The organism is Streptomyces sp. NPDC002623 (genome assembly GCF_053592635.1).
This window is the reverse complement of record NZ_JBSFWB010000006.1, coordinates 323,409-338,179: the sequence shown is the minus strand read 5'-3', so window position 1 is coordinate 338,179 and position 14,771 is coordinate 323,409. Positions and strand designations below refer to the sequence as shown.

At 68.8% G+C, this 14,771-nt stretch carries 12 protein-coding genes; 6 read left to right on the top strand and 6 right to left on the bottom strand.

All coding sequences use genetic code 11. The features are described 5' to 3' along the window. Nucleotides 1–92: 92 nt before the first annotated feature. The 6 genes from yjfF to ACWD4O_RS13735 form a co-directional block, all read right to left on the bottom strand. Nucleotides 93–1,115, bottom strand: a complete 1,023-nt coding sequence (gene yjfF, locus ACWD4O_RS13760; protein ID WP_358805707.1) for a galactofuranose ABC transporter, permease protein YjfF — start codon at nucleotides 1,113–1,115, stop codon at nucleotides 93–95. After that, the gene (locus ACWD4O_RS13755) at nucleotides 1,115–2,242 is read right to left on the bottom strand and encodes an ABC transporter permease (protein WP_451279875.1); all 1,128 of its coding nucleotides are present in this window, start codon (nucleotides 2,240–2,242) and stop codon (nucleotides 1,115–1,117) included. The genes yjfF and ACWD4O_RS13755 overlap by 1 nt, the downstream gene beginning before the upstream one ends. Continuing rightward, complete coding sequence (locus tag ACWD4O_RS13750) at nucleotides 2,239–3,777, bottom strand: sugar ABC transporter ATP-binding protein (protein WP_451279874.1); 1,539 nt, start codon at nucleotides 3,775–3,777, stop codon at nucleotides 2,239–2,241. Before ACWD4O_RS13750 ends, ACWD4O_RS13755 begins: the two co-directional genes overlap by 4 nt. Before the next feature lie 99 nt (nucleotides 3,778–3,876). After that, entirely contained in the window at nucleotides 3,877–4,884 is a 1,008-nt protein-coding gene (locus tag ACWD4O_RS13745) for an ABC transporter substrate-binding protein (protein ID WP_451279873.1), read from the bottom strand. Between the two features lie 134 nt (nucleotides 4,885–5,018). Further along, nucleotides 5,019–6,065 (bottom strand): LacI family DNA-binding transcriptional regulator, encoded by a 1,047-nt coding sequence (locus tag ACWD4O_RS13740; protein WP_451279872.1) that lies wholly within the window; start codon nucleotides 6,063–6,065, stop codon nucleotides 5,019–5,021. Between the two features lie 263 nt (nucleotides 6,066–6,328). Beyond that, entirely contained in the window at nucleotides 6,329–7,153 is an 825-nt protein-coding gene (locus tag ACWD4O_RS13735) for an SCO2400 family protein (RefSeq protein ID WP_451279871.1), read from the bottom strand. Between the two features lie 234 nt (nucleotides 7,154–7,387). Here ACWD4O_RS13735 and ACWD4O_RS13730 point away from each other — a divergent pair, with 234 nt between their 5' ends. The 6 genes from ACWD4O_RS13730 (at nucleotide 7,388) to mmsB (ending at nucleotide 14,768) form a co-directional block, all read left to right on the top strand. Beyond that, nucleotides 7,388–8,548, top strand: a complete 1,161-nt coding sequence (locus tag ACWD4O_RS13730; protein WP_451279870.1) for a mandelate racemase/muconate lactonizing enzyme family protein — start codon at nucleotides 7,388–7,390, stop codon at nucleotides 8,546–8,548. Beyond that, nucleotides 8,545–9,549, top strand: a complete 1,005-nt coding sequence (locus tag ACWD4O_RS13725) for a zinc-dependent alcohol dehydrogenase (protein ID WP_451279869.1) — start codon at nucleotides 8,545–8,547, stop codon at nucleotides 9,547–9,549. The genes ACWD4O_RS13730 and ACWD4O_RS13725 overlap by 4 nt, the downstream gene beginning before the upstream one ends. Nucleotides 9,550–9,700: 151 nt before the next feature. Then, nucleotides 9,701–10,672, top strand: a complete 972-nt coding sequence (locus ACWD4O_RS13720; RefSeq protein WP_351909053.1) for a hypothetical protein — start codon at nucleotides 9,701–9,703, stop codon at nucleotides 10,670–10,672. Nucleotides 10,673–10,834: 162 nt separating this feature from the next. Beyond that, complete coding sequence (chvE, locus tag ACWD4O_RS13715; RefSeq protein WP_451279868.1) at nucleotides 10,835–11,941, top strand: multiple monosaccharide ABC transporter substrate-binding protein; 1,107 nt, start codon at nucleotides 10,835–10,837, stop codon at nucleotides 11,939–11,941. Nucleotides 11,942–11,973: 32 nt separating this feature from the next. After that, nucleotides 11,974–13,524 (top strand): multiple monosaccharide ABC transporter ATP-binding protein, encoded by a 1,551-nt coding sequence (mmsA, locus tag ACWD4O_RS13710; RefSeq protein WP_451279867.1) that lies wholly within the window; start codon nucleotides 11,974–11,976, stop codon nucleotides 13,522–13,524. Continuing rightward, nucleotides 13,521–14,768 carry a multiple monosaccharide ABC transporter permease gene (gene mmsB, locus ACWD4O_RS13705; protein ID WP_451279866.1) on the top strand — a complete coding sequence of 416 codons (1,248 nt, stop codon included), beginning with the start codon at nucleotides 13,521–13,523 and terminating at the stop codon, nucleotides 14,766–14,768. The genes mmsA and mmsB overlap by 4 nt, the downstream gene beginning before the upstream one ends. Nucleotides 14,769–14,771: the final 3 nt, after the last annotated feature.

Here is a 14,771-nt window from a genome sequence, read left to right as displayed (position 1 = left end):
GCGGTCAGGCGGCGGGCGACGCGGAAACGGCGAGGGTCCGGCGCACCGGGTGAGTGCGCCGGACCGCTCCGGACCGGGAACGTCCCCTCGGCTCAGGTCTTCCTGCGGGTCGTCATGAAGCGCTGGATCAGGATGAACGCACACAGCAGCACACCGGTGGCGATCTTCGTCCACCAGGAGCTGAGCGTGCCCTCGAACTGGATGATGCTCTTGATCAGACCCAGCACCAGAACACCGAACAGGGTTCCCAGGACATAGCCGGAGCCACCCGTCAGCAGGGTGCCGCCGATGACGACCGCGGCGATCGCGTCGAGTTCCATGCCCGTCGCGTGCAGCGGGTCGCCGGACTGGATGTACAGCGTGAACAGCAGCCCGGCCAGCGCCGAGCAGAACCCGCTCACGGTGTACACGGCGATCTTCGTGCCGCCCTGCGGGAGACCCATCAGCAGCGCCGACTGCTCGTTGCCGCCGATGGCGTACACCCGGCGCCCGAAGCGCGTGTAGTGCAGCACATAGAACGCCACGGCGAGGACGACCAGCGAGACGATCGCGCCGATCGACAGGAAGCCCATCCCCAGCGACACCTGCGCCTGGGCCATGCTGCTCACCGAGGAGTCGCCGATGGAGATCGACTCCTTGCTGATGACCAGGCACAGGCCGCGGAAGAGGAAGAGGCCGGCGAGGGTCACGATGAAGGGCTGGATCTCGAAGTTGTGGATCACATAGCCCATCAGGAACCCGCCGAAGGCGCCCACGGCCAGCGCCATGGGTATCACGACCACGATCGGCAGCCCCTGGCGCTCGACCAGCCAGGCCGTGAACATCGTCGTGAAGCCGATCACCGAGCCGACGGACAGGTCGATGCCGCCGGACAGGATGACGAAGGTGACACCGACGGCGGCGACCAGCAGATAGCCGTTGTCGATGAACAGGTTCAGGAAGACCTGCGGCTCGGCGAACCCGTAGTACTGATAGCGGCCGAGGCCCACGCCGTACATCACGAGGAAGAGCAGGGCCGTCGCCACGACGGGCAGCCGCCGGTCGCCGAGCAGCCGCGCGGCCTTGGACGGGGTACGGCTGTCCGGGGCCGTGGGGGCCTGGGTGGTCGTGCTCATCACGACACCTCCATCTTGGGAGCGGCCTCGGTCGCCGCGGCGGTGTCCGCGGGCGCCGCGGCCGACTTGGCGCCTGCCTTCGCGCCGAACCTGGCGCCGAATCCGGCGCCGAAGACCTTGGCCCGGAACTTCGGGGACTGCAGCAGACAGACGACGATGACGACGGCGGCCTTGAAGACCAGGTTGGTCTGGGTCGGCACGCCGATGGTGTAGATCGTGGTGGTCAGCGTCTGGATGACGAGGGCGCCGACCACCGTGCCGCCGACCGAGAACCGGCCGCCCAGCAGGGAGGTGCCGCCGATCACCACGGCGAGGATCGCGTCCAGCTCGATCCACAGGCCGGCGTTGTTGCCGTCCGCCGCCGAGGTGTTGGAGCTGATCATCAGGCCCGCGATGCCCGCGCACAGCGCGCAGAACGCGTACACCATGATCTTGATGCGCCGGGACCTGATGCCCACCAGCCGGCTGGCCTCGGCGTTGCCGCCGACCGACTCGACCAGCAGTCCGAGGGCCGTGCGCCGGGTCAGGACGACGGTGACGGCCACCACGACGGCCACCACGAAGATGGAGAACGGCAGCGTCAGCCAGTAGCCGCCGCCGATCAGCTTGTACGGCTCGCTGTTGATGGTGATGATCTGGCCGTCGGTGATCAGCTGGGCGACACCGCGCCCGGCGACCATGATGATCAGCGTGGCGATGATCGGCTGGATGCCCATCCGGGCGACCAGGAAGCCGTTCCACAGTCCGCAGACGACCGCGGCCACCAGGCCCAGGCCCATGGCGAGCAGCACCCCGGACAGGGCGCTCTGATCGGCCTGGTCGCTGATGTACGAGCAGGCCAGTGCTCCGGTGATGGCGACCACGGCGCCGACGGACAGATCGATGCCGCCGGTGGCGATGACCAGGGTCATGCCGACCGCCACCAGGATGAGCGGCGATCCGAACAGCACGATCGAGACGAGGCTGCCGTAGAGGTGGCCGTCCGCCATCTTGATCGAGAAGAAGTCGGGGGTGAAGGGCACGTTGACGAGCAGCAGGAAGACGAGGACCGCTATCGGCCAGAACAGGTGATGGCGGGTCAGCGCTCGCCATCGGGTGGAGGTCGAGGTGGAGGTGGAGGTGGTCACTGGTGCTCTCCGCTCGCGATGGTCTCCAGGATCCGGCTCGTGGTGATCTCGGGCCCGTTGGCGATCTGCGCCACCAGCCGGCGGTCGCGCAGCACTCCGATGGTGTGACTGAGCCGGAGCACCTCCTCGAGCTCGGCCGCGATGTACAGCACCGACATGCCGTCCTCGGAGAGCGAGACGACGAGCTTCTGGATCTCCGCCTTCGCGCCGACGTCGATGCCGCGCGTCGGCTCGTCGAGGATCAGCAGCTTCGGCTGGGTGATCAGCCAGCGGGCCAGCAGCACCTTCTGCTGGTTGCCGCCGCTGAGCTGGCCGACCCTGGCCTCGGGGTTGGCGGGGCGGATGTCCAGCGCCTTGATGTACTTGGCGACGAGTTCGTCGCGCTGCGCGACCGGGATGGGCCGGGTCCAGCCGCGGGAGGCCTGCAGGGCCAGGATGATGTTCTCCCGGACCGTCAGATCGGGCACCAGGCCCTCGGTCTTGCGGTTCTCGGAACAGAACGCGACGCCTGCGCCGATCGCGTCGTTCGGGGCGCTCATCGAGACCTGCCTGCCGCCGATGGACACCTTGCCGCTGTCCGGCTGGTCGGCGCCGAAGAGCAGCCGGGCGAGTTCGGTGCGGCCCGATCCGAGGAGGCCGGCGAGCCCGATCACCTCGCCCTTCTTGATCTCCAGGTCGAAGGGGGCGATGCCGCCGGTCCGGCCGAGGCCGTCCGCCTTGAGCAGCGTCTCGCCCACGTCGGCGTGCAGTTGCTGGTCGTGGAGCTCCTCCAGCTGGTCCAGGGCCTTGCCGATCATCAGCTGGATCAGCCCGACCTGGTCGAGGTCCGCGACCAGGTGCTCGCCGACGAGCGTGCCGTTGCGCAGGACCGTCATCCGGTCGCAGATCTCGTAGATCTGGTCGAGGAAGTGCGACACGAACAGGATCGCCACGCCCTCGTCCTTGAGCTGCCGCATCAGGCGGAACAGCTCCTTGACCTCGTCGCGGTCGAGGCTGGACGTCGGTTCGTCCAGGACCAGCACCTTGGTGCCCGAACCCTGTCCGTCGCTGTCGCCGGTGCCCACCGACCGCACGATCGCCACGAGTTGCTGCACGGCCAGCGGGTACGAGGACAACGGCGCGGTCACATCGATGTCGAGGCCGAGCCGGTCCACCAGCTCCGCGGCCTCCTTGCGCATCCGCTTCCACTGGATACGGCCCATGCGGGTGGGCTCGCGCCCGATGAAGATGTTCTCCGCCACCGACAGGTTGGGGCAGAGGTTCACCTCCTGGTACACCGTGCTGATGCCGGCCTGCTGCGCCTGCAGCGGGCTGCCGAACCGCACGGACTTCCCGTCCAGGGTGATCGTGCCGCCGTCCAGGGTGTAGACCCCCGTCAGGACCTTGATGAGGGTGGACTTCCCGGCGCCGTTCTCGCCCATGAGGGCGTGGATCTCGCCGGGGAGGAGCCGGAAGTCGACGTCCGACAGAGCCCGTACCCCTGGAAACTCTTTGACTATGCCCGTCATCTCCAGGACGGGCCGCGGCTCTGCCATGGCAGTGCTCTCCTCGTTCGAAAAGGTTCAGGCCCGCAGGGAGCCCCGGGACCGATGGCGCTCGGTCGGCCGGAGGCTCCCTGCCGGTGGGTGCGTCGGTCAGTACTTCCGGGTCGGGAGCGCGGCGGCGGCCTGGTCCTGCATGAAGTCGCCCTCCTCGGTCTTGATCCAGCGCTCGACCGTCTCGCCGTCCTTGACCTTCTTCACGACGTCCATCAGCTGGGGGCCGAGCAGCGGGTTGCACTCGACGATGGCGTTGATCTTGCCCTCGGACATGGCCACGAAGCCGTCCTTCACGCCGTCGATGGAGACGATCAGGATGTCCTTGCCCGGCTTCTTGCCCGCCGCCTCGATGGACTGGATGGCGCCGATGGCCATGTCGTCGTTGTGCGCGAAGAGCACGTTGATGTCCGGGTTGGACTGCAGGAAGGCCGCCATGACCTGCTTGCCGCCGGCGCGGGTGAAGTCGCCGGTCTGGCTGACGACGATCTTCCAGTCGGAGGCGTGGTCGGCGTCCATGACCTCCTTGAAGCCCTTGGCGCGCTCGATCGCCGGGGCGGCGCCGGTGGTGCCCTCCAGCTGGGCGATCTTCACGGCGCCCTTGAGGCCGGCCTTCGCGATGACCTTCTCCAGGATCTTCGCGGCGCGCCGGCCCTCGTCGGTGAAGTCGGAGCCGACCAGGGTGACGTACAGGGACTCGTCGGAGGTCTCGACGGAGCGGTCGGTGAGGACCACCGGGATCTTCGCGGCCTTCGCCTCCTTGAGCACCGCGTCCCAGCCGGTGACGACCACCGGCGAGAAGGCGATGACGTCCACCTTCTGCGCGATGTAGCTGCGGATGGCGGAGATCTGGTTCTCCTGCTTCTGCTGCGCGTCGGAGAACTTGAGGCTGTAACCCGCCTCCTTGGCGGCCGACTTCACCGAGTCGGTGTTGGCGCTGCGCCAGCCGCTCTCCGAGCCGACCTGGGAGAAACCGAGGCTGATCGCCTTGCTGCCGTCCCCGGAGGAGGAGCTGGACGCGGTGTCGTCCTTCTTGGCGCAGGCGGCCAGGCCGCCCACGGCCGCCACGCCGACCGCCGCGGTGAGGAAGTTCCTTCTGCTGAGCATGTTCTTCTCCTTTGAAGAGCCGGGCCGGGGATGGACCCGTTGACACTCGAGAGGACCGGCCGCACTGCGTCCAGCCTGTCGATCATTGTTCGGTATGTCGGCCACAGTGGGGGGCGGGGAGACCTGTCGGTCCGTCAGAGAGGTACGCCTTCCGACTGGGCGGCGTACGGGAAGGAGCTGGCGCGGACGACGAGTTGGGGCTCGATCGCGGACCGGGGCGCGGCGGCCGGCGGCCGGCCCTCGATCAGTTCCAGAAGCAGTGCGATGCCTCGCCGGCCCACCGTCGAGAAGTCCTGTCGGACGGTGGTGAGCGGAGGCGCGAAGAACTCCGACTCCGGGATGTCGTCGAAGCCGACCACGGCGACGTCCTGGGGGGTTCGGACCCCCGCCTCGCGCAGGGCCCGGAGCACGCCCAGCGCCATCTGGTCGTTGGCGACGAAGACGGCGGTCAGCCCTCGGCCCACCCAGCCGGCCAGTTCCTGGCCGGCCCGGTAGCCCGACAGCGGACTCCAGTCCCCCCGCAGCAGCATGGGCGGTTCGACGCCGGCCGCTTCGAGGGTCGCCCGCCAGCCGGCGGCCCGGTCGGCCGCCTCCTGCCAGTCCTCCGGCCCGGCGAGGTGCCAGACCGTGCGGTGGCCGGCGGCCAGGAGGTGACCGGTGGCCAGCCGCGCTCCCAGGTGCTGGTCCACGCTGACGCTGGGGACGTCCACGCCGGTTCCGCTGCCCACGACCACCACCGGGAAGGGATGGCGGAGTTCGGCCAGAGCCTCCACCGCCGACCGCTGTGGGGCGATGGCGACCACGCCCTCCACCCCGCCCTCGCTGAGGTGGTTCAGGGCCTCGGACACCTTCTCCATGGTCAGTTCGCGCAGACTGACCGTCGAGACGAGATATCCCTCGGCGCGGGCGGCCTCCTCGAGCGCGAACAACGTGCTGGCCGGCCCGTACAGGGTGGTGTCGGAGGCGACCACACCCAGGGTCCGGGTGCGGCGAGTCGCCAGGGCTCGTGCGGAGGAGTTGCGACGGTATCCCATCTCCTCGATCGCGTGCAGCACCCTGGACCGGGTCTCGTCCCGCACATTGGGGTGATCGCCCAGCACGCGGGACACGGTCTGGTGGGAGACGCCGGCCAGTCGTGCCACGTCAGCCATGGTGGGCGGTCGAAGCTGCGCGCGGGTCACGGCCGTACCTCCTTGGCGATCGTCTGCCGATAAGTCCTGCGCCGCGGGCGGATGTTGCCGCGCCGTGACGGTGGACGCCGACTGGTGAATGCGGAGGTCATTGTGAGCGCTAACAATTCACGGCGGTCAAGAGGCCTGCATCGGAACGGCGTCACGGTTGAATAACGCGCCCGGTGGCGAGGGTGGCCGGGCCGACCGCGGATCCGGTGGCCGGAACACGTCCAACTCCCGCCCGCAGCAGTCCTGTTCGCCCCGCGGAGAAGCTACGAGCACCACCAGAGGAACCTCGTGCACGTCTCCGACGGCGACGGCTCCGGGGAGCTCCCCGACGTGGGGTCGGCCGTCGGGGTGGCGTCGGAGTCCGAGGGGGTCGTCGACCCGGAGGAACCGGGGAGGGTGGCCGACTGGGCTTCCTTGCCGGGGGTCCGCGTGGCGGCGGTCGCGTCGTCCGGGGACTCGGAGGCCGAGGCCGAGGCCGACGGGGAGCCGGAGGCGTCGGGGGAGGGCGAGGCCGTGCCCTCGCCCGTGCCGGTCCTGTCGTCCAGGGGCTGTGCGGAGGCGCTCGGCTCCGCCGTCGAACCGTCGACCTCGGCCGACTCGCCCCCGGCCACCGCCGGGTCCGGGGTGGAGGAGAATCCCGGCGCGTCCACGCCGAGTTCGGCCAGGCTCAGGCCGCCCGCGGCCAGGACGAAGCCGACGGTGACCAGAATGGTGCGTTTGCGGCGCCGCCGATGGACCGTGGCCTTGCGATCGCGACGACTGGCGTCCGACGCGGCGGCCGTGCCCGCGGGGGCCCGCCGGCTGCCCCGGCCCTGCTCGCGGCGGCGCGCGGCGCGGCCCTGCGGCTCGGCGTCCGGGCGGTCGTCCTCGACGCCGTCGGCCGCGTCCCGGTCCCGATCCCGGTCCCGATCCCGGTCCTCGTCGGGGTCGGACCCGGGTGCGTCGGGCGCGGGCACGTCGGGCGCGGGTTCCTCCCACGTCCGCGCCGGTTCCCGGGGATACGCGCGTAGCGTTTCGGCGGATGCGCCGCACCCCGGGCAGGCGAGAGCGCCGTTGAGGTGCCTTCGGCACGGGTTGCAGTAGTCCATGACGCGGGAAGACTAGGTTCCCGGGTGGTCACGTTCCTAGGTCCGGCTGTGAAGGTTGTGTGGGAAATCGATCATCCCGGCGTGGCGAGTTGATCAGCATGAGTCGAAAGCTGGGCCGAAACTATCGAAACCGTTACCTGTTCGACCCATTGACACCCGCCGCGCGCCATCCTTACTGTCTGCCCAGCATTTCGAACAAGTGACGAAATCTCGAACAGTCGAAGGGCAACTTCCGTGCGCATCACCGGAATCAGCACACACGTGGTCGGGACGCCCTGGCGCAACCTGACCTACGTCCTGGTGCACACCGACGAGGGCATCACGGGTGTCGGCGAGACCCGCATGCTGGGCCACACCGACGCGCTGATCGGCTACCTGAAGGAGGCCGAGGCCAACCACATTCTCGGCTCCGACCCGTTCGCTGTCGAGGACCTCGTGCGCCGGATGAAGTACGGCGACTACGGTCGGGCCGGCGAGATCGTGATGTCCGGCATCGCCATCGTCGAGATGGCCTGCTGGGACATCAAGGGCAAGGCCCTCGGCGTCCCGGTCTGGCAGCTGCTCGGCGGCAAGGTCACCGACAAGGTCAAGGCGTACGCCAACGGCTGGTACACCACCGAGCGCACCCCGGAGGCCTACCACAAGGCCGCCCAGGGAGTCATGGAGCGCGGCTACAAGGCGCTCAAGATCGACCCCTTCGGCACCGGTCACTTCGAGCTGGACCACGAGCAGACCCTGTACGCCGTCTCCCTCATCGAGGCCGTGCGCGACGCCATCGGGCCGGACTCGGAGCTGATGCTGGAGATGCACGGCCGGTTCTCGCCGGCCACCGCCATCCGGCTGGCGAAGGAGCTCGCGCCCTTCAAGCCCGCGTGGCTGGAGGAGCCGTGCCCGCCGGAGAACCTGAAGGCGCTGGAGAAGGTCGCGGCCAAGGTCGACATCCCGGTCGCCACCGGTGAGCGCATCCACGACCGCATCGAGTTCCGCGAGCTGTTCGAGAGCCAGGCCGTCGACATCATCCAGCCGGACGTCGGCCACATCGGCGGAATCTGGGAGACCAGGAAGCTCGCCGCGACCGCCGAGGCGCACTACGTGCTGGTCGCCCCGCACAACGTCGGCGGCCCGGTGCTGACCGCCGCCTCCCTCCAGGTCGGGTTCACCTCCCCGAACTTCAAGATCCTCGAGCACTTCAACGACTTCGCGGACGCGGAGATCAAGAAGGTCGTCAAGGGCGCGCCCGAGGTGATCGACGGCTACTTCCACCTCTCCGACGCGCCCGGTCTCGGCGTCGAGCTGGACGTGGACGCCGCCGCCGAGTTCCCGCAGCAGCAGGCCCGCTTCGACCTGTGGGCCGAGGGCTGGGAGCAGCGCAAGCCGAAGGGCAGCGAGCAGTGAGCACCGCCGTCGTCGTCGACGCGCCGGGCGAGCACCGGATCGTCCCGCACGAGCCCCGGCGGCCGGAGCCCGGCGAGGCGCTCGTCCGGGTCCATGCGACCGGCATCTGCGGCAGCGACCGCGAGGTGTACCAGGGCAACCGGCCCGAGGGGTACGTCCGCTACCCGCTGACCCCCGGCCATGAGTGGTCCGGGACGGTCGAGGCGGTCGGCGCCGGGGTCCCCGCGTCCCTCGTCGGCCGCAAGGTGGTGGGCGAGGGCTTCCGCAACTGCCAGGTCTGCGACCGCTGCCACGCGGGCGAGACAACGTTGTGCACGGACGGGTACGAGGAGACCGGCTTCACCCAGCCGGGAGCGATGGCCGCCACCCTCACCCTGCCGGCCCGGCTGCTGCACGTGCTCCCGGACGACGCCGATCTCACCGCCGCCGCCCTGCTGGAGCCGGCCGCCTGCATCGCGGCCGCCGCGATCAAGGCGCGCGCGCTGCCCGGCGAGAAGGTGGCCGTGGTCGGCACCGGCACCCTGGGCATGTTCGCCGTCCAGTTCCTGAAGGCGGGCTCCCCGGCCGAGCTGCTGGTCGTCGGGACCCGCAGCGACCGGGAGGACCTCTCCCGCCGGTTCGGCGCCTCCGACTTCCGCACCCGGGACCAGGAGCTGCCGGACGACTTCGACGTCGTCATCGAGACCGCCGGCTCCGCGTCGGCCGCGCGCACGGCCGCCTCGCTGCTGCGCCGCGGCGGACGGCTGGTGCTGACGGGGATCCCCGCGCCGGGCGCCGACGGGCTGGACCCGACGGACCTGGTCGTGCGGCAGCTGGAGGTGCACACCGTCTTCGGCGCGCCGCCGGACGCCTGGTCGCACACCGTGCGGGTGTTCGGTGCCGGGCTGCTGGATCCGCTGCCGCTCGTCACCCACGAGCTGCCGCTCGCCGAGTTCTCCGAGGCCATCGAGCTGGTGGGATCCGGCGATCCCAAGGTGGGCAAGGTACTGCTCCGCCCGTAGGAGAATCCGGCCCGGCGCCGGAGAACCCCCTAGCCGTACGCCGGTACGGCGGCGACCTGACGGCCGCCGTACCGGCGTACACCCACATCCCGCACCCCGCACGCCCTGAGCCGCGAACCTCGTCCGAAATATCGAACACGAAGGACAGCTTGTGACGACCGACGCTTCCGCCACGGCCGCCCGCCGACCCGGTGAGCAGGCGCTCACCGCGCTCGGCCTGGGCGCGCCCGCCCTCGACCCCGCCGACGCCTCCTCCCACACCTTCCCGGGCGGCGGCCGCTGGCGCACCGAGGTCCCTTCGTGCGAGGGTCCCGAAGCGCTGGCCGTCATCCTCAAGGAAGCCTCGCGGCTCGACGTGCCGATCCACCGGATCAGCCAGGGCAGCGGCGTGTGGATGCTCTCCGACGCCGAGATCACCGAGATGGTCGAGGCGACGGGCGAGCGCGACATCGAGCTCTGCCTGTTCACCGGCCCGCGCGGCACCTGGGACATCGGCGGCTCCACCCGGACCGACTCGCGCGGCGGGGGCCTGCGGGCCCGCGGCCATGACGCGGTGGCCGGCTGCGTCGAAGACGCCGTCCGCGCAACGGAGTTGGGCGTCAAGTGCCTCCTCGTCGCGGACGAGGGCGTGCTGTGGACGCTGCACCGGGCCCGCCAGGCCGGCATCATCCCGGCCGACACGACCCTGAAGGTGTCGGCGCTCATCGGCCCCGTCAACCCGGCCGCGTACGCGGTCTACGAGCGCCTCGGCGCCGACTCGGTCAACGTGCCCAGCGACCTCACGCTGGACCACCTCACCGAGATCCGGCGGGCGTCCGGCGCCCCCATGGACATGTACATCGAGGCCCCCGACGATCTCGGCGGTTATATCCGGATGTACGAGGTCGCCGAGCTGATCCGGCGCGGCGCACCGCTCTACCTGAAGTTCGGTCTGTCCAAGGCCCCCGGGATCTACCCGTATGGTCACCACATGCGCGATCTCACGCTCTCCACGGCCCGGGAACGAGTGCGGCGCGGACGGCTCGCACTGGACCTGCTCGCGCGGCACGGAGCGGACGGCGACATGGCGCCTCTCGGCTCGCGACTGCCCGGCGAACTGAACCGGTTCGACATTCACTCATAACGTTCCGGAAACCCTGCTTCACACAAGCCGACACAGGCGCGCAGAATCCCACACATCTTCTTCTCGGTTTCTTCTCGGTGTTCTCGGCCTCAACTCCGGGAGCTCCAGGGCCCGTTCGGCACCGCGAGACCGATCCCTGCACACACATCAAGGATGATGAACATGCGTAACCGCAGAGCCGCACTCGCCGCCATAGCCGGAGCCGCCTCCCTCGCCCTGACCCTGTCCGCCTGCGGACAGTCCGGCGAAGGCGGCAGCGATGACGCCGGTGGCGACGCCAAGGGCGGGACGATCGGCATCTCGATGCCGACCAAGTCGTCCGAGCGCTGGATCACCGACGGCGCGAACGTCGAGAAGGACCTCAAGGCCAAGGGCTACAAGACCAAGCTGGTCTTCGGCGAGGACGACCCCGACCAGCAGGTCAACCAGATCGAGAACCTGATCACCCAGGGCGTCAAGGCACTCGTCATCGCCGCCATCGACAACAAGTCCCTGAACAACGTCCTCCAGCAGGCCGCCGACGCCAAGATCCCGGTCATCTCCTACGACCGTCTGATCCTCGGCACGAAGAACGTCGACTACTACGCGTCCTTCGACAACGAGAAGGTCGGCAAGCTCCAGGCCACCTACCTCGTCGACAAGCTCGGCGTGGCCGCCGGCAAGGGCCCGTTCAACATCGAGCTGTTCGCCGGCTCGAACGACGACAACAACACCAAGTACTTCTTCAACGGTGCGATGAGCGTGCTCCAGCCGTACATCGACAGCAAGAAGCTCGTGGTCAAGTCCGGCCAGACCGAGCTCACCAAGGTCACCACGCTGCGCTGGGACGGCGCCACCGCCCAGAAGCGCATGGAGGACATCCTCACCTCCACGTACACCAGCGGCCGGGTCGACGCGGTCCTCTCGCCCTACGACGGCATCTCCATCGGCATCCTCGCCGCGCTGAAGTCGGACGGGTACGGCACCAAGGCCAAGCCGCTGCCGGTCATCTCCGGCCAGGACGCCGAGCTGGCCTCGGTGAAGTCGATCATCGCGGGCGAGCAGTCGATGACCGTCTACAAGGACCTGCGCAAGCTCGCCCAGGTCGCCACGGACATGGTCGACGCCTCGCTCAACGGCAAGAAGCCCGAGATCAACGACACCAAGTCGTACGACAACGGCACCAAGGTCGTCCCCGCCTACCTGCTGCAGCCGGTCAGCGTCGACAAGACGAACTACGAGAAGGAGCTCGTCGAGGGCGGCTACTACACGGCGGACCAGCTCAAGTAAGCGTCGAACCTTACGGATTGGAAGGCACGACCATGGCGGGACCCGTCCTGGAAATGCGCTCGATCGTCAAGACCTTTCCCGGCGTAAAAGCGCTGTCGGACGTCTCACTGACCGTCCGTCAGGGCGAGGTCCACGCCATCTGCGGTGAGAACGGCGCCGGGAAGTCCACCTTGATGAAGGTGCTCTCCGGCGTCCATCCGCACGGCAGCTACGAGGGTGACATCCTCTTCGAGGGAGAGATCTGCTCCTTCAGGGACATCCGGGCGAGCGAGCAGCACGGCATCGTCATCATCCACCAGGAGCTGGCGCTGTCGCCGTACCTCTCCCTCGCGGAGAACATCTTCCTCGGCAACGAGCACGCCAAGGGCGGGTTCATCGACTGGAGGAGGACCCTCGGGCACGCCACGGAGCTGCTGCGCCGGGTCGGTCTGAGCGACCACCCGGAGACCCGCGTCGCCGACATCGGCGTGGGCAAGCAGCAGCTCGTGGAGATCGCGAAGGCGCTGTCGAAGAAGGTCAAGCTCCTCATCCTGGATGAGCCGACGGCGGCGCTGAACGACGAGGACAGCGACAAACTCCTCGATCTCATCCTGGAGTTGAAGAACCAGGGCATCACCTCGATCATCATCTCCCACAAGCTCAACGAGATCCGCAAGGTGGCGGACTCGGTGACGATCATCCGCGACGGGCACTCCATCGAGACGCTCGACGTGAAGTCGGCGGAGACGACCGAGGACCGGATCATCAGCGGCATGGTGGGCCGCGACCTCGACCACCGCTTCCCCGAGCGCACCCCGCACGAGCCGGAGAAGGGCGCGGCCCCGGCCCTGGAGATCCGCGACTGGACCGTGCACCACCCGATCGACCAGCAGCGCAAGGTCGTCGACGACGTGTCCATCCAGGTGCGCCGCGGGGAGATCGTCGGCATCGCGGGTCTGATGGGCGCCGGCCGCACCGAGCTGGCGATGAGCGTCTTCGGGCGCTCCTACGGCCGGTACGCGGGCGGCACGGTCCTCAAGGACGGCAAGGAGATCCGGACGAAGTCCGTCGCGGAGGCGGTCGAGCACGGCATCGCCTACGTCACGGAGGACCGCAAGCACTACGGCCTCAACCTCATCGACACGATCAACCGCAACATCTCGCTCACCGCGCTGAACAAGGTGGCCAAGCGCGGGGTCGTCGACGAGCACGAGGAGCGGCAGGTCTCCGAGGGCTTCCGCAAGTCGATGAACATCAAGGCCCCGACCGTGTTCGAGCGGGTCGGCAAACTCTCCGGCGGCAACCAGCAGAAGGTCGTCCTCAGCAAGTGGATCTTCGCGGGTCCGGACGTGCTGATCCTGGACGAACCGACGCGCGGCATCGACGTCGGCGCCAAGTACGAGATCTACACGGTCATCGACCAACTGGCCGCCCAGGGCAAAGCGGTGGTCTTCATCTCCTCCGAGCTGCCCGAACTGCTCGGCATGTGCGACCGCATCTACACCATGGCCGCCGGGCGGCTCACGGGTGAGTTCCCGCGTGCCGAGGCCACGCAGGAAGTGCTGATGCGTCAGATGACGAAGGACAAAGAGGTAACGCGATGAGCACCGATGTGACCGACAAGATCCCGGCCTCGGCGCCGCCCGGCAAGAGCGGCGGGTCGGCCTCCGGCGGCGGACTGCTCCAACTGGTGCTGGACGGCCTGCGCCGCAACATGCGCCAGTACGGCATGCTGATCGCCCTCGGTCTGATCGTGATCCTGTTCCAGGTGTGGACGGACGGCGACCTGCTGCTGCCGCGCAACGTCTCCAACCTGGTGCTGCAGAACAGCTACATCCTGATCCTCGCGATCGGCATGATGCTGGTGATCATCGCGGGTCACATCGACCTGTCGGTCGGCTCGCTCACCGCGTTCACCGGCGCCTTCGCGGCCGTGCTGACCGTGCAGCACGACATCGCGTGGCCCCTCGCACTGCTGCTGTGCCTGGCCATCGGCGCGGTGGCCGGCGCGGCCCAGGGCTTCCTGATCGCCTACCTCGGCATACCCTCCTTCATCGTCACCCTCGCGGGCATGCTGATCTTCCGCGGTCTGACGGAGATGCTGCTGAAGGGCCAGACGCTCGGCCCGTTCCCGGACGGCCTGCAGAAGATGGGCAACGGCTTCCTCCCGGAGGTCGGCCCGGACACGAACTACCACAACCTCACGCTGCTGCTGGGCTTCACCCTGATCGCCTTCTCGGTCCTCCAGGAGGTCCGCGACCGCAAGCGGCAGCAGGAGTTCGCCCTCGAAGTGGCGCCCAGGAACCTCTTCCTGCTCAAGCTCGTCGCCATCGTCGCCGCGATCCTCACGGTCACGATGCTGCTCGCCAGCTACAAGGGCGCGCCGATCATCCTGATCGTCCTGGCCGTGCTGGTGGTCGGCTACGGCTACGTCATGCGCAACGCGGTCTTCGGCCGTCACATCTACGCGATCGGCGGCAACCTGCCGGCCGCGAAGCTGTCCGGCGTGAAGGACAAGAAGGTCACCTTCCTGGTCTTCCTGAACATGGGCGTGCTCGCGGCCCTGGCGGGTCTCGTGGTCGCCGCGCGGCTGAACGCGGCGTCCCCGAAGGCCGGCCTCAGCTTCGAACTCGAGGCGATCGCCTCGTCGTTCATCGGTGGAGCGTCCATGAGCGGCGGCGTCGGCACCGTCCTCGGCGCGATCATCGGCGGTCTGGTCCTCGGCGTGCTGAACAACGGCATGAACCTCCTCAGCGTCGGCACCGACTGGCAGCAGGTCATCAAGGGCCTCGCCCTGCTGGCCGCGGTCGGGTTCGACGTCTGGAACAAGCGCAAGTCCGGTTCCTGAACC

Bases quoted from the DNA above. Each gene is read 5' to 3' on its own strand.
- chvE (WP_451279868.1), top strand. From the start codon at position 10,835: ATGCGTAACCGCAGAGCCGCACTCGCCGCCATAGCCGGAGCCGCCTCC.
- mmsA (WP_451279867.1), top strand. From the start codon at position 11,974: ATGGCGGGACCCGTCCTGGAAATGCGCTCGATCGTCAAGACCTTTCCC.
- ACWD4O_RS13745 (WP_451279873.1), bottom strand. From the start codon at position 4,884: ATGCTCAGCAGAAGGAACTTCCTCACCGCGGCGGTCGGCGTGGCGGCC.
- mmsB (WP_451279866.1), top strand. From the start codon at position 13,521: ATGAGCACCGATGTGACCGACAAGATCCCGGCCTCGGCGCCGCCCGGC.
- ACWD4O_RS13750 (WP_451279874.1), bottom strand. From the start codon at position 3,777: ATGGCAGAGCCGCGGCCCGTCCTGGAGATGACGGGCATAGTCAAAGAG.
- ACWD4O_RS13735 (WP_451279871.1), bottom strand. From the start codon at position 7,153: ATGGACTACTGCAACCCGTGCCGAAGGCACCTCAACGGCGCTCTCGCC.
- yjfF (WP_358805707.1), bottom strand. From the start codon at position 1,115: ATGAGCACGACCACCCAGGCCCCCACGGCCCCGGACAGCCGTACCCCG.